This window comes from Pseudomonas sp. 1912-s, assembly GCF_029269205.1.
In the GTDB taxonomy this organism is placed as follows: domain Bacteria; phylum Pseudomonadota; class Gammaproteobacteria; order Pseudomonadales; family Pseudomonadaceae; genus Aquipseudomonas.
Genome location: NZ_JARIXR010000022.1, coordinates 36,743 through 58,852, shown reverse-complemented (window position 1 = coordinate 58,852; position 22,110 = coordinate 36,743). Strand labels below are relative to the sequence as shown.

Genomic DNA, 22,110 nt, shown 5'->3' with positions numbered 1-22,110 from the left:
CCGCGTTCCGTCAGTTAGCCGATCGTCATCAGGCTGGCGTTACCACCCGCCGCAGCGGTGTTGACGCTCAACGCGCGCTCGATCACCAGGCGCTCCAGGGCAATCCCGGTTTCGCCCGAAGACAAGCCATGAACCCCGACAATCGCCCCGCCACGCTTGGCCACTTGCTGGCAAACCCCGCGCAGTTGGTCGGAATCGCCGTGATGCAGTACGGCATCAAACACGGTTTCATCCTTGGTCCAGTCAGCCACTCGCGTGATCTTCGCCTGAATATCCTTCGGCAAGCGTGGGAACACGGCCTTGGTCAATTCAGTGTCCGGCCATACCGCCGAGCTGCCGACTGCCAGTACGGCAGCCAGTTGCGTCAGCAGGTCGCTTTCCGCTTCCGCCAGGCACAACACGTGCTCGCGGGGCAGGATGGCGTAGCTGTTGCGCTCGCCGGTCGGGCCAGCCAGTTGGCGGGTGATACCGCTTTGGGATTGCGCGGCGAACTGCACGCACAGGGCGCTCAAGTCGCTGAGCTTGTTGCTGTCGGCCCAGGCTTGCAGAGCGGTCAGCGGCTTGCTCATGGCGTCCCGCAGGCGAACATCCGGTGCGGCCAGTGCATCACCGCGAACGAAAGATTGCTCGATGGCATCCGTAGGACGGGTCGACAGCAGGCGGTACAGATACAACGGGCCGCCAGCTTTCGGGCCAGTCCCCGACAAACCTTCGCCGCCGAACGGCTGCACGCCCACCACGGCACCCACGATGTTGCGGTTCACGTAGACGTTACCGGCATGGACGTTGTCGATCACCTTGGCGATGGTCTCGTCGATACGGGTGTGCACGCCCAGGGTCAGGCCGTAGCCGGAAGCGTTGATCTGGCCGATAAGCTGGTCGATCTCTTTACGCTTGTAGCGCACCACGTGCAGCACCGGGCCGAAGATCTCCCGCTGCAGTTCGTCGAAGCTTTCCAGCTCGATCAGGGTTGGCATCACGAAGGTGCCGCGCTTGATCTCTTCGCTGTCGGCAATGGCAACCTGGTAAACGTTGCGGCCTTTGTCGCGCATGGCCTGGATGTGTTTCTCGATGCCAGCCTTGGCTTCGGCGTCGATCACCGGGCCAATATCCACCGACAGGCGCTCCGGGTTGCCGAGGCGGCATTCAGCCATCGCCCCTTTGAGCATTTCGATTACACGATCAGCAGAATCTTCCTGCAAGCACAGTACGCGCAGGGCCGAGCAGCGCTGGCCGGCACTGTCGAAGGCCGAGGACACCACGTCGATGACCACTTGTTCGGTCAGCGCCGAGGAATCGACGATCATCGCGTTCTGGCCACCGGTCTCGGCGATCAGCGGAATCGGGCGACCCTGTGCATCCAGGCGACCGGCGACGTTGCGTTGCAGCAGGCGCGCCACTTCGGTGGAGCCGGTGAACATCACGCCCTTGACGCGATCATCGCCCACCAGGCGCGCACCGACGGTTTCGCCCTGGCCCGGCAGCAGTTGCAGCACGCCTTCCGGAATCCCGGCTTCCAGCAGCAGGCGCACGGCTTGTGCGGCTACCAGCGGCGTTTGCTCGGCAGGCTTGGCCAGTACCGGGTTACCGGCGGCCAGTGCAGCGGCGACCTGGCCACTGAAGATTGCCAGCGGGAAGTTCCACGGGCTGATGCACACCACCGGACCCAGTGGGCGGTGGGCGTCGTTGGTGAAATCGTTACGGGCCTGCACTGCGTAGTAACGCAGGAAGTCCACGGCTTCACGCACTTCGGCGATGGCGTTGGCGAAGGTCTTGCCAGCTTCGCGGGCCAACAGGCCCATCAGCGGCTGGATCTCGCCTTCCATCAAGTCGGCGGCACGTTCCAGGATCGCGGCGCGTTCGGCGGGCGGGGTGGCCTGCCAGATGGGCGCGGCTTTCAAGGCGCACTGGATAGCGTTGTCGACGTCGTCGACGGTGGCTTCCTGTACGTGGCCGACCACGTCACGCAGGTCGGACGGGTTCAGCACCGGCGTAGCGGCTTCATTGCTGGAGGCGCAACCGAGCATCGGTGCGGCTTTCCAGTTGTTATGCGCGGTCGCCAGCAGGGCGCAGGACAGCGACGCCAAACGATGTTCGTTGGCCAGGTCGATGCCGGCCGAGTTGGCGCGCTCGGCACCATACAGGTCGCGGGGCAGCGGGATACGCGGGTGCGGCAGGCCGAAGCCGCCTTCCAGCGTCGCCATCTGCTCGATGCTGGCCACTGGATCGGCCACCAGCTCCTGGATCGAGATGGATTGGTCGGCGATGCGGTTGACGAACGAGGTGTTGGCGCCGTTTTCCAGCAGGCGACGCACCAGGTAGGCCAGCAATGTTTCGTGGGTGCCGACCGGTGCGTACACGCGGCACGGACGGTTCAGCTTGCCTTCGGAGACCTTGCCTACAACCTGCTCGTACAGCGGTTCGCCCATGCCGTGCAGGCACTGGAACTCGTACTGGCCGGGGTAATAGTTCTGACCGGCGATGTGGTAGATCGCCGACAGCGTGTGGGCGTTGTGGGTCGCGAACTGCGGGTAGATAACTTCCGGTACCGAGAGCAGTTTGCGTGCGCAGGCAATGTAGGAAACGTCGGTGTACACCTTGCGGGTGTACACGGGGTAGCCTTCCAGGCCTTCGACCTGGGCGCGCTTGATTTCGCTGTCCCAGTACGCGCCTTTTACCAGGCGGATCATCAGGCGATGGCGGCTGCGGCGCGCCAGGTCGATCACGTAGTCGATCACATACGGGCAACGCTTCTGGTAAGCCTGGATCACGAAGCCGATGCCGTTCCAGCCGGTCAGTTGCGGCTCGAAGCACAGGCGTTCCAGCAGGTCGAGGGACAGCTCCAGGCGGTCGGCCTCTTCGGCGTCGATGTTCAAGCCGATGTCGTATTGCTTGGCCAGCAGCGTCAGGGACAGCAGGCGCGGGTACAACTCGTCCATCACACGCTCATACTGCGCACGGCTGTAACGCGGGTGCAGGGCAGAAAGCTTGATGGAAATGCCCGGGCCTTCATATATCCCACGGCCGTGGGACGCTTTGCCGATCGAGTGGATGGCTTGTTCGTACGAGGCCAGGTACTTCTGGGCGTCGTGTTCGGTGAGTGCGGCTTCACCGAGCATGTCGTAGGAATAGCGGAAGCCCTTGGCTTCGAACTTGCTCGCATTGGCCAGGGCTTCGGCGATGGTTTCGCCGGTGACGAACTGCTCGCCCATCAGGCGCATGGCCATGTCGACGCCCTTGCGGATCATCGGCTCGCCGCTCTTGCCGATGATGCGGCTCAGGGACGACGTCAGGCCGGCCTCATTATGGGTGGCGACCAGCTTGCCGGTCAGCAGCAGGCCCCAGGTGGCGGCGTTGACGAACAGCGACGGGCTGTTGCCCAAGTGCGGGTGCCAGTTGCCGGTGCTGATCTTGTCGCGGATCAGTGCGTCGCGGGTGCCTTTGTCCGGGATGCGCAGCAGCGCTTCGGCGAGGCACATCAGCGCTACACCTTCCTGGGACGAAAGAGAGAATTCTTGCAGCAAGCCCTGGACGATGCCTGCACGGCCGCCGGCGCTTTTCTGATTGCGCAGTTTTTCGGCGATCGACGACGCGAGCTTGTTGGTGGCCTCGGCCATAGCCGCCGGCAGGCGAGCCTGCTCGATCAGCATCGGCACCACTTCCGGTTCCGGGCGGCGGTAAGCGGCGGTGATCGAAGCACGCAGTACGGATTGCGGCAGGATGCTCTCGGCGAACTCGAGGAAGCACTGGTGGGCGTGGTCGGTCTGGACCTCGCCGGCTTCTTCTGCGTCCTTGCTGCCCAAGCCGTTGAGCTCGGCCAGGGTTGCACCACCCTCGAGTTTCTCCAGGTAATTGAAAATCGCCTGCTTGATCAGCCAGTGCGGCGTGCGATCAATGGAGGTCGCGGCGGCCTTCAGGCGCTCGCGGGTCGGGTCGTCAAGTTTGACCCCAAGGGTGGTCGTAGCCATCTTTTTATCCTCATGGGTGCCACTACCGCGTGGCATCAGCTGGCGGCAAGATTAGCTTTGCGCCGAGAGAGGTGCAACCGGGTGCAACCCTTTTTATCCATGATTTTTTTGATGCTGATCGGGAAAAATTATCACCGCAGCCGAATCGGCTGCGCCTTGGTGCAATTGGTTCTGACTTTGGCTGCGCTTGCTCCGAAAAGGAGCAAAAACAGGGCGTTTTCCGGAAAACACATCAAGGTGCAACTTATTCTCCAGAAACTGGTTGCACCTTATTTACTTTGTTGAATAGCATTCGCGCCCAAGGTGCAACCGTCTTACGGAAGGTTCATCGGCTGATGGCTTTCCTGGGGAAACGTCAGTCATAAATGCGCGGCGCCGGGTTTCGTCTATCCACTTGCTGAGTGGGTGGCCGTCCTGACAGACCGCCGCTACATAAAAACAATGCCAGGGCGTAACTCAATGAGCGTAAGTAATCCTACCCTGATCACATTTGTGATCTATATCGCTGCCATGGTGCTGATCGGCTTTATGGCCTATCGCTCCACCAACAACCTTTCCGACTACATTCTGGGCGGTCGCAGCCTCGGCAGCGTGGTCACCGCGCTCTCGGCCGGCGCCTCGGACATGAGCGGCTGGTTGCTGATGGGCTTGCCCGGCGCGATCTACATGTCTGGCCTGTCGGAAAGCTGGATCGCTATCGGCCTGATCGTCGGTGCCTACCTGAACTGGCTGTTTGTAGCCGGCCGCCTGCGGGTGCAGACCGAGCACAACGGCGACGCCCTGACCCTGCCGGATTACTTCTCCAGCCGCTTCGAAGATAAAAGCGGCCTGCTGCGGATCATCTCTGCGGTGGTGATCCTGGTGTTCTTCACCATTTACTGCGCTTCCGGCATCGTGGCCGGTGCCCGCCTGTTTGAAAGCACCTTCGGCATGTCCTACGAGACCGCGCTGTGGGCCGGTGCTGCCGCGACTATTGCCTACACCTTCGTCGGTGGTTTCCTGGCGGTGAGCTGGACCGACACCGTGCAAGCCACGCTGATGATCTTCGCCCTGCTGCTCACGCCGATCATCGTGCTGCTGGCCACCGGCGGCGTCGACACCACATTCCTGGCGATCGAAGCGCAGAACCCTGACAACTTCAACATGCTGAAAAACACCACCTTCATCGGCATCATTTCGCTGATGGGCTGGGGCCTGGGCTACTTCGGCCAGCCGCACATCCTTGCGCGCTTCATGGCGGCGGATTCGGTGAAGTCGATTGCCAATGCGCGCCGCATCTCCATGACCTGGATGATCCTGTGCCTGGGCGGCACCGTGGCCGTGGGCTTCTTCGGTATCGCCTACTTCTCGGCGCACCCGGAAGTCGCCGGTCCCGTGACCGAGAACCACGAGCGTGTGTTCATCGAGCTGGCCAAGCTGCTGTTCAATCCGTGGATTGCCGGTGTGTTGCTGTCGGCCATTCTGGCCGCGGTAATGAGTACTTTGAGCTGCCAGTTGCTGGTGTGCTCGAGCGCCCTGACCGAAGACTTCTACAAAACCTTCCTGCGTAAGAACGCCTCCCAGGTTGAACTGGTGTGGGTCGGTCGTGCCATGGTGCTGCTGGTGGCGCTGATCGCCATCGCCATGGCCGCCAACCCGGAAAACCGCGTACTGGGCCTGGTGAGCTACGCCTGGGCGGGCTTTGGCGCTGCGTTCGGTCCGGTGGTGCTGATCTCCGTACTGTGGAAGGGCATGACGCGCAATGGCGCGCTGGCCGGCATCCTGGTAGGTGCGATCACCGTGATCGTGTGGAAGCACTTCAGCCTGCTGGGCCTGTACGAAATCATCCCGGGCTTCATCTTCGCGAGCCTGGCGATCTACTTCGTGAGCAAGCTGGGCGCGCCGACTGCCGGCATGGTTCAGCGTTTTGATGCAGCCGAGGCGGATTACAACCTCAACAAGTAATCGGCGGGGGCCTGAAGGCCCGCTGAACTGAAAACGGCCCGCCTGCGGGCCGTTTTTTTATGGGCGTGATTCAGTCGCGGTCTGCGTCCGGCTGATTCAGGAAAATCAACACGCCCAGGATCGCCATGTAAAACTTGAATGCCGCTTCCTGGCCGTTCCACTGATGGGATTGCCACATCAGGAACCACTCGCCGCCGATCACCATAAAGCCGAAAAACCACACGACAAAACCGAGGCTCAGGCCCGCGACTGCGCATTTCTTTGCGCGGTTGAATTCGGTGCCGGTGGCACGACGAACTCGCCACAACGCCAGCGCGCCTCGTGCCAGCAACACGGCCGTCAGTGCTTCACCCGCAATGATCAGCCAATACGCACCGTGCCATAGCCATGGGGTGGTGATGGCGCGATACATTGCGGCGTTGCCGGGGAAGGTGGTGTCCATGCTCAGCACATGTTTGACGAAGGCAAAGTTGGAGCCGTAGTCGGTGATGTTGCTGAAGGCGACGAGTGTGGCGAAGGCTGCCAGGGCAAGGGTCAGGACGATTTTTGCGTAACGGGTGGCCATGTTTTTTCCATTGTCATGGGGCGATGGGGGATGAATACGCTAGCACGCTGGTGGTAGGGCTTCGACGCCGGATACATGAAGATTAAAGCGCTTGCGATGTAGGGATTTACTGATTTGCCTGCAGCGCACTCAGCTCGGCAAAAAGCTGGTGCAGAATCGGTCGCCCACTACTTGCAGAGAAACACCGGATGTTCGCTCCTGCCAATCAAAGTGCCTTTACCCTGACCCTCGACGGTATGCCCAGTGATCTCAAGGTTTTTGAGTTCACGGGCAGCGAAGCCATCAGCGAGCCTTATTGCTTTGACCTTGAACTGGTCAGCGAGCAGCCGGACCTTGACCTTGAGAGCCTGCTGCACCGTCAGGCTTTCCTGGGCTTTGATGCCCAGGGGCATGGCGTTCACGGCCAAATCTACCGCGTTGCCCAAGGTGATTCCGGCAGGCGGCTAACGCGTTACCAGATCAGCCTGGTGCCCCGCTTGGCATACCTGCAACACAGCAGTCACCAGCGAATGTTCCAGCACCTGAGCGTGCCGCAGATCATCAAGCAGGTGTTGGAGGGGCAGGGCATCCACGGGGATGCTTTCGAGTTCCGGTTGGGCGGTGTGTATCCCGTGCGCGAGTACTGCGTGCAGTTCGGTGAAAGCGATTTGGGGTTTATCCAGCGGCTGTGTGCCGAGCAGGGGATTCACTACCATTTTCAGCACAGTCCCGACGGTCACCTGTTGGTGTTTGGTGATGACCAGGCGGTGTTCGCCCAGGGCGAGCAGCCAACCGACTATGCACCGGGCTCCGGAATGGTCGCCGACACGCCGGTGATCAAGCGTTTTTCGGTGCGCCTGGAGACACGTACGACAGGCGTAAACCTGCGCGATTACGACTTTCGCAAACCGCGTCTGCAGCTGGAAAGCGAAGTGCTGGGTGAGCAGCTTCCTTCCCTGGAAGATCACGATTATCCCGGACATTTTACTGACCGCCCCCATGGCAAACACTTGGCCCAACGGACCCTTGAGCGGCACCGCCGCGATTATCGCCAGGCCCATGGCAGTGGCGATCAACCGGCGTTGGTCAGTGGTCGGTTTTTCAAGCTGGCAGCGCATCCGCGTGATGAATGGAATGACCTGTGGCTGGTGACGCATGTCACCCATACCGGCAAGCAGCCGCAAGTGCTCGAAGAGTCTGTGGGCGATGGGGGGCTCCAGGGCTATGGCAACACCTTCGTCGCCACACCTTGGGACACTGTGTTTCGACCCACGCTACCGTCGCCACGTACACCGATATCCGGCTACCAGAACGCCGTGGTCACCGGGCCGGAAGGCAGTGAAATCCATTGCGACGAATACGGTCGGGTCAAGGTGCAACTGGCCTGGGATCGCGCCGGGGAGCACAACGAACATTCCAGTTGCTGGTTGCGGGTAGCCAGCGGCTGGGCCCACGAACATTACGGCGCGGTGTTGATCCCGCGAGTGGGCATGGAAGTGCTGGTGGGTTTTGTTGACGGTGACGCCGATACGCCGTTGGTGGTCGGCTGCCTGGCCAATGCGGCGACGCCGGTGCCGCTGGACCTGCCGGCCGACAAGACCCGCAGCATCTTCCGTAGCCAGACCAGCCCCGGCGGCGGTGGCTACAACGAGCTGCGCATCGAGGATCGCAAGGGCGCCGAGGAAATCTACCTGCGCGCCCAACGCAACTGGACCCAGCACGTACTCCACGACCAGCACGTGCAGGTCGATAACCAGCGCAACGTGATCGTCAAAGGCCTCGATCGTCACGAGCTTCAGGGTGAAGAACAGCGCACGACCCACGGCAACCGCCTGACCGAACTCAAGCAGGACGATCACCTGATGATCGCCGGCTCGCAGCAGCTGCGTGCCGGTCTGACGATTAACATTGGCGCGGGACAAAGCGTCGTTATCGACGCGGGCGCCAGCGTGACGCTGCAGGCCGGAGGGCAGTGGATCAACGTGTCGGCGGGCGGGATTTTCAGCAGTGTTCCGATCCAGCTGGGCGGGGCGCCAGCACCGGCGGGGTCGCCGCTGATGCCAGGGCTACAGGAAAAACTGCTGGCGGTAATTCCGGCACCCCTGAGTGCCGTGCAAGTGCTCAGCTTGAAACGCGGTGCGCCCTTTTGTGAGGAGTGCGAGCGTTGCCGGAATGGCGTGTGCAATACGCCTCTGCATCGCAGTGCATCGTTGGCTGGAGGTGCACCATGATTTCTCCTGGGCAGTGGCTTGAGTCTGCGCCGTTGCAGGCGGGTGAGCAGATGTTTGCGGTATTGGGCAATGCCAGTGACTGCAAGCCGCTTGAAGCGTGGCGTCGTTCCGATGGGCGCGCGCTCAGTCCGATCTGGGCGGGTAGCGAGTATGCGGCGTGGGAAGAGGTCATGCCCTACGTTGCGGTGGTTGCCGCTGACAGTGCTTTTCTGGAGTGGGCTACCGAATGTGAAGGTACCGATTGGGGTTGGCTGGCGGTGTCGTCCTGTTCTCTGCAAACCGTTGCCGAGCATTTGCGCAGCCTGACCAAGGTGCTGTTGCCGGATGGGCAGGCGGTGTTTTTTCGCTTTTGGGATGGAGCCTACACGCTGCGTGTTTTGCAGGCGCTCGGGCCTGGGGCGCGGGAGTTGCTCCCTGTATTCAGCCGCTACTGGATCAATGGTTGCCAGCATGAGGTTGCGGTCACGACGCCCGGAGCGGCAAAGCCCAGCCCGTGGTGGCAAGTACCGCCGCAGGTTCTCCAGTACCTGAGTGAGCAATCGAGCGTCACGCGGGTGGGCAACCTGCTGCAATGGCTGGAAGAGCAGCGCCCGGACCTGCACAGCGCTTTTGCGCTGGCGACCTTGAAACACAAGGTCGCTCGCTTTGTACGCCGGCCGGATGTCAGCCATCAGGCGCTGGCCGCGTGGCTGGTCTCGGAGTTGGGTTGAAGCCAGGGACTGCTGCAAGTCCTCGATCAGGTCTTCAATGGCCTCTACAGGGCCGAATTTCTCGGTGTAGACCACGCCGTGATAGGCCGGCTCGGGCTGGTTGAGGCCGTGGAATTTCTCCGGGTATTGCGTCCAGGGGAGGGTGCCACTGTCGACGATCACGCCACTCAGCGAGTTGCCATGGCCCTGTGGTGAGCGGGCTTGCCCCGCGCTGGGCTGCGTAGCGGCCCCAAGTCGCCCACTGCATTCTGTCTGAAATAACGCCCTTTGCCATTATTGGGGCTGCTTCGCAGCCCAGCGCGGGGCAAGCCCGCTCACCACAGCCCTGCACCTTTGCCCGTGTAAAAGGTAAACTTCGCCCCCTGCGCAGGAGCAACCATGAATTATCGTCACGCCTTTCACGCCGGCAACCACGCCGATGTCTTCAAACACCTGACCTTGACCCGCCTCATCGCCCTGATGTCGCGCAAGGAGCAGCCGTTTGCCTATCTCGACACCCACGCCGGCATCGGTCTGTACGACCTGCAGGGCGACCAGGCAAACCGCACCGGTGAGTACCTGGAAGGCATCGCGCGCCTGTGGGGCCAGGCCGACCTGCCGCCGCTGACCGCCGATTACATGCGTGTGCTGCACGAGATGAACCCGGATGGCGAGTTGCGCTACTACCCGGGCTCACCGGAGCTGGCACGGCGCCTGACCCGGCCTCAGGACCGTGTGTTGCTCAACGAGAAGCACCCGGAAGACGGCCTGCTGCTCAAGGACAACATGAAGGGCGACCGTCGGGTGAAAGTCCACCTTGGCGAAGGCTGGCACGTGCCACGGGCGCTGCTGCCGGTGCCGGAAAAACGCGCGCTGATGCTGATTGACCCGCCGTTCGAAAAGCTTGACGAGATGCAGCGCTGCGCCGCGTCCCTCAAAGAAGCCGTGAGCCGGATGCGCCAGACAGTGGCCGCGATCTGGTACCCGGTGAAAGACCAGCGCATGCTGCGTCGCTTCTACCAGGACCTGGCCGGCACCGGTGCGCCGAAGTTGCTGCGAGTGGAATTGCTGGTGCATCCGCTGGACACGCCGAACACCCTGACGGGCTCGGGTTTGGCGATTGCCAATCCGCCGTGGGGGCTGGAGGAAGAATTGCGTGAGCTGCTGCCATGGTTGTCCAAGCAGCTTGGGCAAACCCAGGGTGGGTGGCAGATGGATTGGCTCATAGCTGAGTAACCCACTCTCAAGGTAAGTGATGACCCAATGTGGGAGCGGGCTTGCTCGCGAATGCGGTGTATCAGAAGCACATTCAGTGACTGACACTCCGCATTCGCGAGCAAGCCCGCTCCCACATTTTTATTGGTGTCGCTCTTAGATCGGGCAGGTCACGCCTGTGCCGCCAATCCCGCAGTAGCCCTGGGGATTTTTCGCCAGGTACTGCTGGTGGTACGCCTCGGCGAAGTACACGGTCGGCGCTTCTTCGATTTCCGTTGTGATGGTGCCCAGGCCCGCCTTGGTCAGTTCATTCTGATACGCCTGTGCACTGGCCTTCGCTGCCTCCAGGTGCTCCGGCTTGACCGCATAGATCACCGAGCGGTACTGGCTGCCGATGTCGTTGCCCTGGCGCATGCCCTGGGTCGGGTTGTGCAGTTCCCAGAACATTTTCAGCAGCTCTTCGTAGCTGATCTTGTCCTGGTCAAACACCACCAACACCACTTCGCTGTGGCCGGTCAGGCCCGAGCAGACTTCTTCGTACGTCGGGTTCGGCGTGTAACCGCCGGCATAACCCACCACCGTGCTGACCACGCCGTCACGCTGCCAGAAGCGCCGCTCTGCGCCCCAGAAGCAACCCAGGCCGAAGATTGCAAACTCTACGTTGTCGACAAACGGGCCGAGCAGCGGGTTGCCGTTGACGAAGTGCGTCTCGGGCAGGGACATTGGGGTTTCACGGCCAGGCAAAGCTTGATCTTGAGTGGGGAGCACGTTTTTGTTCACCAGAATTTCCGAGCGCAAGACCATGATCAGTCCTCTCAGTCAGATTGAGTTACAGATAAGAATTCAGACTGCCAGTGTGCCCGAGTGTTACAGCGCTGTCAGGCGATTGGCCCGCGAGGATAGCGTTTAAGCATCTTCAACAACTCGGACCCCGGGATTGGCCGGTCGAACAGGTAGCCCTGGCCGACGTCGCAACGGTGGCGGCGCAGGAACGCCAGCTGTTCGGCGGTCTCGATGCCTTCGGCCACGACCTTGAGCTTGAGGTTGTGGGCCATGGCGATCACCGCCGAGGTGATTTCCATGTCGTCCTGGTTGTCCGGGATTTCATGGATAAAGCTGCGATCAATCTTGATGATGTCGATCGGGAATTTCTTCAGGTAGCTCAGCGACGAGTAACCGGTGCCGAAGTCATCCATGGCCAGGGTCAAGCCAAAGCTCTTCAGTTGGTCCAGCTGCAGGCGCGTGTCTTCGGTGGCTTCCAGCAACAGGCCTTCGGTCAGCTCCAGCTCCAGCAGGTTGGCCGGCAACTGTTCTTCCTTGAGGATCGCGGCAATCGAGGCCACCAGGTCCGGGTCGGAAAACTGCTTGGGAGACAGGTTGATCGCCACCTGCAAGTTGCCCATGCCGGCGGAGGTCAGTTGCCGGCTCATGCGGCAGGCCTGGCGGGCGATCCATTTGCCGATGGGGATGATCAATCCGGTCTCTTCAGCCACGCTGATGAATTGATCAGGGCGGATCATGCCCTTTTCCGGGTGGTTCCAGCGCAACAGCGCTTCCATGCCCAGCAGGCGGCCGCTGCGCAGGCACAGCTTGGGCTGGTAGAACACGTCCAGCTCGTTCTGGGTCAGGGCGCGACGCAGGTTGTTTTCCACGAACAGCTTGTAGCTGGCTTCGGCGTTCAGTGCCTCGGTAAACACCTGAACCTGGTGTTTGCCGTTGGCCTTGGCCTTGTGCAGCGCCAGGCCTGCGTTACGCATCAGGGTTTGCGGGTCGCGGCCATGCAGGGGCGCGCAGGCCAGGCCCACCGAGCCGGTGACGCTGATCAACTGGTTGTCGACGAACATGGGCTTGTCGAGGGTGGCCAGCAACTGGCTGGCGACCTGCTGGCCACTCTCAAGGTCCGTATCGTCCAGCAACACGGCAAATTCGTTACTGGCAAACCGCGCCAGGCTGCCGCTGGCGCTCAGGCTGTTGCGCAGGCGCCGGGCGAGGCTGATCAGCAGTTTGTCACCGGTCTGGTGGCCAAGGCTGTCATTGATCCGCTTGAAGTTGTCGATGTCTACCAGCAGCAGGCTGATGGGGCTGTCGCTGTCCCGGGCAAAACGTTCGTCCAGGTTGCGGATGAATGCAGGCCGGTTGCCCAGGTTGGTCAGGTTGTCGGTGTAGGCCAGGCGTTCGATGCGTTGCTGGGCCAGCTTGGTCTGGGTGATGTCTTCGTAGATGCCGATGTAATGCGTCAGCTCACGGTTGTCGCCATAGACCTTGGAGATCGACAGCTGGCCCCAGTAGGGTTCCAGGTTTTTGCGCCGGCTCTTGAATTCACCTTGCCAGCTGTTGCTCTTGGCCAGGCTTGAAGGCGCATCGAACAACAGCTCGCTGAGGTTCTCCAGCGCCGGCAGTTCCGATAGCAGGTGGCCGTGGACTTCTTCGGTGCTGTACTGGGTGATCGCGGTAAAGCTGGGGTTGACGTACTCCACCACACCGTCGCAATTGACCAGCAGGAATGCGTTGGCGCTTTGCTCCACAGCCCGCTGGAACAAGTGCAGGGCGCTGGTGGCAGTGCGGCGGTTGTGGTTGTTGATGACCTGGGCGAACTGGTCGGCCAACTCGCCGGCAAACGCGATCTCATCGGACTGCCAGGCGCGGGTGCTGCCGCTTTGCTCCAGGCACAACACGCCGACCACGTTGCCATCGACGCGAATGCTCGCATCGAGCATGGCGTGGATGTCCCGGGGGCGCAGGCTCTCGGCCATCTCCCGGGTGCGCGGGTCACGCATCGCGTTCGTGGCGTCGATGGCGCGGCTGGTTTGCAGGGCTTCCAGGTAATCCGGGAAGCCGCTGGCGTCGATAGTCTCGGGCAAGTGGTGTTTCTGATCGTCGCGGTGATAGGCGGAAATCGGCACCAGGTGCTGGTTTTCGAGGTTCCAGATGCTGGCGCAGTCAATCTGGTAGATATCGCAGGCACTGCGGGTAATCAGTTCGGCGGCTTCTTGCAGCGAATTGTTGGTGCTGTAGCGCTGGCGGGCCAGCAGCAGGATCAGCTCCTGCTGGGCGCGCACCCGCTCAAGGTGTTGCAGTTGTTCCTGCTGGGCGCGCTGGTTGAGCTCCAGGGCGATCTGCAGGCGGCTGTTCTGGCTTTCCAGATCTGCCGCCGGGGCCACCGGGATATCGCTGAACAGGCCGTCGACCACCATCAGGTAGCCGCGCAGCAGGTGGCGGTTGTGTTGTTTGTAGGCCTCGCCCAGTTCCAGCAGGCTCAGGGGGCCGTCATTGGTGTGCAAGGTGTAGCGCACCAGGTAATGCGGGCTGACGGTCAGCTGTTCCTGAATCGCATCATGCAGCTGATAGCGTGCCTGGGGCTCCATCAGGCTGGCGTACGGCGAGCCGATCAGGGCGCACAGTTCCACCGCGGGCAGGCCGAACTGGCGTTCGCAATTGGGGTCGAGGTACAGCAGGGCCCAGCTTGCCTCATTAAGCCGCTCGAAACGCAGCATACCGAGGCGCGAAGGCACCGGTAATTGCGTCACTACCTCGGCCGCCGTACGGGCGACATCGGGTTGGCTTTTCATGGGGAAACTCGCTTGGAAAAATGCGCATCGCGCCGGGCTCACGCCCTCTTTACTGTTGCCTGCGGCAAGGTTGCATCATGCAGCACGGGCTGACAAGAGAGGATGAAGGCTAAGTGCTATAAGTGTGTTATCGGCCAGCGAGCGGTTTTCTGCAACCGGGGTGATGGGCGGTGTACAACCTCAAATTTCGTGTCCAGCTTTTGTGCGAAAAGCAGGCAAAAAAAGCCCCGCCAGTTGGCGGGGTTGAGGTACGAGCGTGGCGCTCGGAAATCGGTGAAGCCAGGTCTTCTGCGCGGGCAGAAGACCTGTTGAGGCTTAAAGCAGGATGGTGCGGATGTCGTTCAGCAACTGGCTCAGGCGCTGAGTGAAGCGTGCAGCCGCGGCGCCGTTGATCACACGGTGATCGTAGGACAGCGACAGTGGCAGCATCAGCTTCGGCTGGAACGCTTTACCGTCCCATACAGGCTGGATGGTGGCCTTGGAAACACCTAGGATCGCCACTTCCGGCGCGTTGACGATTGGCGTGAAGCCAGTACCGCCAATGTGCCCGAGGCTGGAGATGGTGAAGCAAGCGCCTTGCATGTCGTCCGGGGTGAGCTTCTTGTCGCGGGCCTTGGCAGCCAGTGCGGCAGCCTCAGCGGCAAGCTGCAACAGGCTCTTCTGGTCGACGTTCTTGATGACCGGTACCAGCAGGCCATCCGGCGTGTCGACGGCAAAGCCGATGTGCACGTACTTCTTGCGAATGATCGCCTTGCCGCTAGGCGCCAGCGAGCTGTTGAAGTCTGGCAGTTCCTTGAGCAGGTGCGCGCAAGCCTTGAGCAGCAGTGGCAGCACGGTCAGTTTCACGCCAGCCTTCTCGGCGACGGCTTTCTGCGCAACGCGGAAAGCTTCCAGGTCGGTAATGTCGGCCTGGTCGAACTGAGTCACGTGCGGGATGTTCAGCCAGCTGGCGTGCAGGCCGGCCGCGCCGATTTGCATCAGGCGGGTCATCGGCACTTCTTCGATTTCGCCGAAGCGGCTGAAGTCGACGGTGCGGATCGGCGGAATGCCCGAGCCACCGGTGGCAGCGCCGGCAGCCGGAGCTTCCTTGGCCTTCTGCATCATGGATTTGACGTAAACCTGCACGTCTTCCTTCAGCACGCGCCCGTGAGGACCGCTGGCAGTGACCGCGCTCAGCTCAACGCCGAATTCACGGGCCAGTTGGCGCACGGCAGGGCCGGCATGAACCTTGGCACCGCTTGGCGCAGGTGCAGCCGCCGGGGCTGGAGCAGCCTCGGCTTTTGCAGCAGGCGCAGGTGCGGCGGCAGCCGGTGCGGCTTCAGCCTTGGCGGCCGGGGCAGCGGCGGCTGGAGCGGCAGCAGCAGGCGCAGCAGCGCCCGCCACTTTCAGCTTGAGGATGAAGTCACCAGTACCGACTTCGTCTTCCAGCTTCACGGCAATGCTTTCCACCACACCGGCAGCCGGCGAAGGGATTTCCATGGAGGCCTTGTCGGACTCCAGGGTGATCAGCGACTGGTCGGCTTCGACGGTGTCGCCGACTTTAACCAGCAGCTCGATGATCTTGGCCTTGCCCGACGAACCGATGTCCGGAACATGAATGTCCTGGACGGTAGCGGCGGCAGCTGGAGCAGGTGCAGCAGCCGGGGCCGCTGGGGCCTCGGCAGCGGCAGGCTTTTCGGCGGCTGCCGGGGCAGCAGCAGGAGCGGCCGCCGCAGGGGCCGCATCAGCGGCGCCTTCGATTTCCAGCTCAAGCAGTTCGTCGCCTTCTTTCAGGCGGTCGCCCAGCTTCACTTTCAGGCTTTTGACCACGCCGGCCTTGGGAGCAGGGATTTCCATGCTCGCCTTGTCCGATTCCAGGGTCAGGATGCTCTGGTCGGCTTCGACGGTGTCGCCGACCTTCACAAACAGTTCAATTACTTCACCTTCACCGCTGCCGATGTCAGGTACGCGAATGAGTTCGCTCACAGAAAGTCTCCTCAGCAGTCCAGTGGGTTGCGTTTTTCCGGGTTGATCCCGAACTTGACGATAGCGTCTGCTACCACCTTAGGTTCGATTTCACCACGGTCAGCCAAGGCTTCCAGGGCTGCCAACACCACGAAATGACGGTCGACTTCGAAGAAGTGACGCAGCTTCTTGCGGCTGTCACTACGGCCGAAACCGTCGGTGCCCAGGACTTTGAATTCCTTGGACGGTACCCACTGACGAATTTGTTCAGCAAACAGTTTCATGTAGTCGGTAGAGGCGATCACCGGACCTTTACGGCCAGCCAGGCACTCTTCAACGTAGGTGCGCGCAGGCTTCTGGCCCGGGTGCAGACGGTTGCTGCGTTCTACGGCCAGGCCGTCGCGACGCAGTTCGTTGAAGCTGGTAACGCTCCATACGTCAGCGCCGACGTTGAACTCTTCACGCAGGATCTTCGCAGCTTCACGCACTTCGCGCAGGATGGTGCCGGAGCCCATCAGTTGCACGTGGTGAGCGGCTTCCTTGGTGTCTTCTTCGAGCAGGTACATGCCCTTGATGATGCCTTCCTCGACACCGGCCGGCATGGCTGGCTGCTGGTAGGACTCGTTCATCACGGTGATGTAGTAGAAAACGTCCTGCTGCTCTTCGGTCATCTTCTTCATGCCGTCCTGGATGATCACCGCCAGCTCATAGCCGTAGGTTGGATCAAAGGTGCGGCAGTTCGGGATGGTGCCCGCCAGGATGTGGCTGTGGCCGTCTTCGTGTTGCAGGCCTTCGCCGTTCAGCGTGGTCCGGCCGGCAGTACCGCCGATCAGGAAGCCACGGGTACGGCTGTCGCCTGCTGCCCAAGCCAGGTCGCCAATACGCTGGAAACCGAACATCGAGTAGAAGATGTAGAACGGCAGCATCGGCTGGTTGTGGCTGGAGTACGAAGTACCGGCAGCGATGAAGGAACTCATGGCGCCCGCTTCGTTGATACCTTCTTCGAGGATCTGGCCCTTCTTGTCTTCCTTGTAGAACATCACCTGGTCTTTATCGACTGGCTCGTAGAGCTGGCCGACGGAGGAGTAGATGCCCAACTGACGGAACATGCCTTCCATACCGAAGGTACGGGCTTCGTCCGGGATGATCGGCACGATACGCGAACCGATTTCCTTGTCCTTGACCAGTTGCGCGAGGATCCGCACGAAGGCCATGGTGGTGGAGATTTCACGGTCGCCCGAGCCGTCCAGGATAGCCTTGAGGGTATCCAGTGGCGGTGTAGGGATGTCGAAAGACTTGGCGCGGCGCTGCGGCACGAAACCGCCCAGTGCAGTGCGACGCTCGCTGAGGTAGCGGGCTTCGGCGCTGTTTGGCTCTGGCTTGAAGAACGGCAGGTTCTCCAGCTCTTCGTCCTTGACCGGGATGTCGAAGCGGTCGCGGAACAACTTCAGGCTGTCGACGTCGACTTTCTTGGTGTTGTGCGCAGTGTTTTTCGCTTCGCCGGCACCGGTGCCATAACCCTTGATGGTCTTGGCCAGGATGACGGTCGGTTGTTCTTTGTGGTTGACCGCTTCGTGGTACGCCGCGTAGACCTTGTACGGGTCGTGGCCGCCACGGTTGAGTTTCCAGATCTCGTCGTCGGACAGGTCTGCAACCATTGCCTTGAGTTCAGGCGTGTTGAAGAAGTGTTCACGTACGAACGCGCCGTCTTTGGCTTTGTAGTTCTGGTACTCGCCGTCGATGACTTCGTCCATGCGACGTTGCAGGATGCCGTCGACGTCTTTGGCCAGCAGTGGGTCCCAGAAACGGCCCCAGATGACTTTGGTCACGTTCCACTGAGCACCACGGAACACACCTTCGAGTTCCTGGATGATCTTGCCGTTGCCGCGAACCGGGCCGTCGAGGCGCTGCAGGTTGCAGTTGATGACGAAGATCAGGTTGTCCAGCTTCTCGCGGCCAGCCAGGGAGATGGCGCCCAGGGATTCCGGCTCGTCACACTCGCCGTCGCCCAGGAAGCACCAGACTTTCTGCTTGCCTTCAGGGATGAAGCCGCGGGCTTCCAGGTACTTCATGAAGCGTGCCTGGTAGATCGCCTGGATCGGGCCAAGGCCCATGGATACTGTCGGGAACTGCCAGAAATCAGGCATCAGCCAAGGGTGCGGATAGGACGAGAGGCCCTGGCCGTCGACTTCCTGGCGGAAGTTGTTCATTTGTTCTTCGGTGATGCGGCCTTCCATGAACGCGCGGGCGTAGACGCCTGGCGAAGTGTGGCCCTGGAAGTAGATCAGGTCGCCGCCGTGCTCGTCGGTCGGGGCCTGGAAGAAGTAGTTGAAGCCGATGTCATACAGGGTTGCGCTGGAAGCGAAGCTGGAGATGTGACCGCCCAGGTCAGAATCTTTCAAGTTCGTGCGCATTACCATCGCCATGGCGTTCCAGCGTACCAGCGAGCGAATGCGGCGTTCCATGAACAGGTCGCCAGGCATGCGTGCTTCGTGGGTAACTGGGATGGTGTTGCGGTATGGCGTGGTGATGGCGTAGGGCAGTTGCGAGCCGCTGCGGGTCGCGAGTTCGCCCATACGGGTCATCAGGTAGTGAGCACGGTCTTCGCCTTCTTTGTCGAGAACCGATTCCAGGGCGTCCAGCCATTCCTGGGTTTCGACGGGATCGAGGTCTTGCATGGCTTGCTCCAGGGCGGAAAGGCTACCAGAATCGGTTGCCTGAAGTTTGCGACTGGCCTTGTGGGCAGACGACATAAATTCTTGGATGGCCGAAGGTTGCTTCGGCGTCCTGTAGTTTTACTACAAATCGTCGGCCATTTCAGCCTTTCGAATGTATATACGAGTAGTAAAACTACACAAGACTGAGCGGATTGCTCGGTCTAGCTGGCGAGCATAATCGTTATTGTTGGTCATTTGCGAACAAGAAAAGGTGAAATTTTGATGTTGCCTGCCAAATTAAATTTAATCTCAGCTATTTATAACCTTTGTTCGACAGTCCTTCACCGAGCGTGGTTCTTGCGTTCACAGCAACAAGCCATTTACGCGCCGATCAAGGATAGACCATGAGCCTTCCCGTGCAGGCCGAATTGCCGGCCATCCTGCTTCCATTTGCCAAGCGGGCCGAGCAGTCATTTCGTGACGCCGTGGCCGGATTGGACGGCGATAATGGCCTTTCTGAGTGGACGCCGCAACGTTGGGCTGACTTTGCCCGTGTGTGCGCCGCCAGTGATTTCGTCATTGAACAGAGTGTTCGTGACCCTTTGATGTTGCTCGAACTGGTGGCCTGGGGCGAACTGGACCGCATGTTTGCTCCCGGCGAGCTGTGCGGCCAGATTGCGGCTGCGGTGCAACAAGCTGAAACAGAAGACGAACTGGGCCGCGTGCTGCGCCGTCAGCGCACCCGCCAGCAAGTGCGGATCATCTGGCGCGACCTGACCCGACAGGCGGACCTGGTGCAAACCTGCCGTGACCTCTCGGACATGGCCGACGCCAGCATCGACCAGGCTTACCAGTGGTTGTACCAGCGCCACTGCGTCCTGTTCGGCACGCCCACCGGGCGTCGCAGCGGTGAGCCGCAGCACATGGTCATCCTCGGCATGGGCAAGCTCGGCGCCGTGGAGTTGAACCTGTCGTCCGACATTGACCTGATCTTCGCCTACCCCGAAGGCGGCGACACCGTGGGCGTCAAGCGGTCGCTGGATAACCAGGAGTTCTTCATCCGTCTTGGTCAAAAACTGATCAAGGCCCTGGACCCGATGACCGTCGACGGTTTTGTATTCCGTGTCGACATGCGCCTGCGGCCCTACGGCTCCGCCGGGGCGCTGGTGCTCAGCTTCAACGCGCTGGAGCAGTACTACCAGGACCAGGGTCGCGACTGGGAACGCTACGCGATGATTAAGGCGCGGGTGGTGGCCGGTGACCAGGTGGCCGGCGCGCAATTGCTCGACATGCTACGACCGTTTGTCTACCGGCGTTACCTGGATTTCTCCGCTATCGAAGCGCTGCGCACCATGAAGCAGCTGATCCAGCAGGAAGTGCGGCGCAAGGGCATGGCCGAGAACATCAAGCTGGGCTCGGGCGGCATCCGTGAAGTCGAGTTTATCGCCCAGGCGTTCCAGCTGATCCACGGTGGCCGCGACCTGAGCCTGCAACAGCGCCCGCTGCTAAAAGTGCTGGGCACGCTGGAAGGCCAGGGCTACCTGCCGCCGGCGGTGATCGCCGAGCTGCGCGATGGCTACGAATTCCTGCGCTACACCGAGCACGCGATCCAGGCGATTGCCGATCGCCAGACCCAAATGCTCCCGGACGGCACCGAAGACCAGGCGCGGATTGCCTTCATGATGGGCTTCCCGGACTGGACCGCGTTCCATGAGCGCCTGATGTACTGGCGTGGCCGGGTGGACTGGCACTTCCGCCAGGTGATCGCCGACCCGGATGAAGAAGAGGGCGAAGAAAGCGAGTTGGTGGTGGGCGGTGAGTGGTTGCCGCTGTGGGAAGAGTCCCAGGACGAAGAGGCCGCTTGCCGGCAGTTGCAGGAAGGCGGCTTTACCGACGCGCCCAAAGCCTTGAAAACCTTGGCTGGCCTGCGCAGCAGCCCGCAATTGCGCGCCATGCAGCGCCTGGGCCGCGAGCGTCTGGATGCGTTTATCCCGCGCCTGCTGGCCCAGGCCGTCGAGCACGCCAACCCGGACCTGGTACTTGAACGCGTATTGCCGCTGGTGGAGGCCGTCGCCCGACGTTCCGCGTATCTGGTACTGCTGACGGAAAACCCCGACGCCCTGCGCCGCCTTTTGACCTTGTGCGCCGCCAGCCCGTGGATTGCCGAGCAGATCACCCGCTTCCCACTGTTGCTGGACGAATTGCTCAACGAAGGTCGCCTGTTCAAGCCGCCATTGGCGCCAGAACTGGCGGCGGAGTTGCGCGAACGCCTGACACGCATCCCCGAGGATGACCTTGAGCAACAGATGGAAGCCCTGCGTCACTTCAAACTGGCTCACCGCCTGCGGGTGGCCGCCTCGGAAATCGCCGGCAGCCTGCCGCTGATGAAAGTCAGCGACTACCTGACCTGGCTCGCCGAAGCCATCCTCGAACAAGTGCTGGCCCTGGCCTGGCGCCAGACGGTTGCCCGCCATGGTTCGCCACAGCGTGTGGACGGCACCTTGTGCGATCCCGGCTTCATCATTGTCGGTTATGGGAAAGTCGGCGGCATCGAATTGGGGCATGGTTCAGACCTGGACCTGGTGTTCATCCACGACGGCGACCCGCAAGCCGAGACCGACGGCGTCAAGCCAATCGACGGCGCGCAGTTCTTTACCCGGTTGGGCCAGCGGATCATTCACCTGCTGACCACCCAGACCAACTCCGGGCAGCTGTATGAAGTGGACATGCGCCTGCGGCCCTCGGGCGCGTCCGGTTTGCTGGTGAGTTCCCTGGGCGCGTTTGCGCGTTATCAGGAAAACGAAGCCTGGACCTGGGAACACCAGGCGCTGGTGCGTGCGCGGGTGCTGGTGGGCAGCCAGGATGTCGGCCGTGCTTTCGAGCAAGTACGGGCGCAGGTGTTGGGCCGCGCGCAGGATCTGGACAAGCTGCGCCAGGAGGTCAGCGAGATGCGCGCGAAGATGCGCGACAACCTCGGCACCAAGTCCACGGCGGCGGGAACGGCGGCGAATGCCTTCGAACCCACGGTGGCCTTCGACCTCAAGCAGGACGCCGGAGGTATCGTCGATATTGAATTTATGGTGCAATACGCGGCTTTGGCGTGGTCTGCGCAACATCCATCGTTGCTGCGCTACACCGACAATATCCGCATTCTGGAAGGGCTGGAGCAGGTCGGGCTGATGCCCGCCGCCGATGCCCATTTGCTGCGCGAGGTGTATAAAGCCTACCGTTCCGCCGCACACCGCCAGGCCTTGCAGAACGAGGCCGGTACGGTGGCCGGGGACCAGTTCGCTGACGAACGGCGCCAGGTGCAGCGTATCTGGCATGAACTGGGGTTAAGCTGAAACAC

12 protein-coding genes and 1 pseudogene are annotated in these 22,110 nt (G+C 61.4%); 6 read left to right on the top strand and 7 right to left on the bottom strand.

All coding sequences use genetic code 11. The annotated features are described in order from the left end of the window. Positions 1-14: 14 nt before the first annotated feature. Positions 15-3,968 carry a trifunctional transcriptional regulator/proline dehydrogenase/L-glutamate gamma-semialdehyde dehydrogenase gene (gene putA / locus P3C29_RS23615; RefSeq protein WP_275965594.1) on the bottom strand — a complete coding sequence of 1,318 codons (3,954 nt, stop codon included), beginning with the start codon at positions 3,966-3,968 and terminating at the stop codon, positions 15-17. A gap of 29 nt (positions 3,969-3,997) precedes the next feature. Here putA and P3C29_RS23610 point away from each other — a divergent pair, with 29 nt between their 5' ends. Together P3C29_RS23610 and putP are read left to right on the top strand one after the other, a co-directional pair. After that, positions 3,998-4,333 (top strand): hypothetical protein, encoded by a 336-nt coding sequence (locus P3C29_RS23610; protein WP_275965593.1) that lies wholly within the window; start codon positions 3,998-4,000, stop codon positions 4,331-4,333. A 94-nt stretch (positions 4,334-4,427) separates the two neighbouring features. Further along, complete coding sequence (gene putP, locus P3C29_RS23605) at positions 4,428-5,912, top strand: sodium/proline symporter PutP (RefSeq protein WP_010169263.1); 1,485 nt, start codon at positions 4,428-4,430, stop codon at positions 5,910-5,912. 70 nt (positions 5,913-5,982) lie between these two features. Here the strand turns inward: putP and P3C29_RS23600 are convergent, their stop codons facing one another. After that, the gene (locus P3C29_RS23600) at positions 5,983-6,477 is read right to left on the bottom strand and encodes a DUF2165 domain-containing protein (protein WP_201125988.1); all 495 of its coding nucleotides are present in this window, start codon (positions 6,475-6,477) and stop codon (positions 5,983-5,985) included. Between the two features lie 188 nt (positions 6,478-6,665). Here P3C29_RS23600 and P3C29_RS23595 point away from each other — a divergent pair, with 188 nt between their 5' ends. Continuing rightward, the gene (locus tag P3C29_RS23595) at positions 6,666-8,687 is read left to right on the top strand and encodes a type VI secretion system tip protein VgrG (protein ID WP_275965592.1); all 2,022 of its coding nucleotides are present in this window, start codon (positions 6,666-6,668) and stop codon (positions 8,685-8,687) included. Next, entirely contained in the window at positions 8,684-9,397 is a 714-nt protein-coding gene (locus tag P3C29_RS23590) for a DUF4123 domain-containing protein (protein WP_201125990.1), read from the top strand. The genes P3C29_RS23595 and P3C29_RS23590 overlap by 4 nt, the downstream gene beginning before the upstream one ends. Positions 9,398-9,445: 48 nt before the next feature. Here the strand turns inward: P3C29_RS23590 and P3C29_RS23585 are convergent. Next, positions 9,446-9,583, bottom strand: a pseudogene (locus P3C29_RS23585) (bifunctional O-acetylhomoserine aminocarboxypropyltransferase/cysteine synthase); the annotation flags it as partial. Between the two features lie 192 nt (positions 9,584-9,775). Between P3C29_RS23585 and rlmJ the strand changes: the two are divergent. Next, positions 9,776-10,612, top strand: coding sequence for a 23S rRNA (adenine(2030)-N(6))-methyltransferase RlmJ (gene rlmJ, locus P3C29_RS23580; protein ID WP_076015494.1), 837 nt, complete (start codon positions 9,776-9,778; stop codon positions 10,610-10,612). Positions 10,613-10,747: 135 nt separating this feature from the next. On the opposite strand, the gene msrA is transcribed toward rlmJ, so the two are convergent. The 4 genes from msrA to aceE form a co-directional block, all read right to left on the bottom strand. After that, complete coding sequence (gene msrA, locus P3C29_RS23575) at positions 10,748-11,395, bottom strand: peptide-methionine (S)-S-oxide reductase MsrA (protein ID WP_010169273.1); 648 nt, start codon at positions 11,393-11,395, stop codon at positions 10,748-10,750. A 74-nt stretch (positions 11,396-11,469) separates the two neighbouring features. After that, positions 11,470-14,160 (bottom strand): GGDEF and EAL domain-containing protein, encoded by a 2,691-nt coding sequence (locus tag P3C29_RS23570; protein WP_275965591.1) that lies wholly within the window; start codon positions 14,158-14,160, stop codon positions 11,470-11,472. A 315-nt stretch (positions 14,161-14,475) separates the two neighbouring features. Continuing rightward, complete coding sequence (gene aceF / locus P3C29_RS23565) at positions 14,476-16,125, bottom strand: dihydrolipoyllysine-residue acetyltransferase (protein ID WP_275965590.1); 1,650 nt, start codon at positions 16,123-16,125, stop codon at positions 14,476-14,478. Positions 16,126-16,136: 11 nt separating this feature from the next. Continuing rightward, positions 16,137-18,782, bottom strand: a complete 2,646-nt coding sequence (aceE, locus tag P3C29_RS23560) for a pyruvate dehydrogenase (acetyl-transferring), homodimeric type (RefSeq protein WP_010169277.1) — start codon at positions 18,780-18,782, stop codon at positions 16,137-16,139. A gap of 383 nt (positions 18,783-19,165) precedes the next feature. Between aceE and glnE the strand changes: the two genes are divergently transcribed. Then, on the top strand, positions 19,166-22,105 hold the full coding sequence (gene glnE, locus P3C29_RS23555) for a bifunctional [glutamate--ammonia ligase]-adenylyl-L-tyrosine phosphorylase/[glutamate--ammonia-ligase] adenylyltransferase (protein WP_010169278.1): 2,940 nt from the start codon (positions 19,166-19,168) through the stop codon (positions 22,103-22,105). The last annotated feature ends 5 nt before the right edge of the window (positions 22,106-22,110 follow it).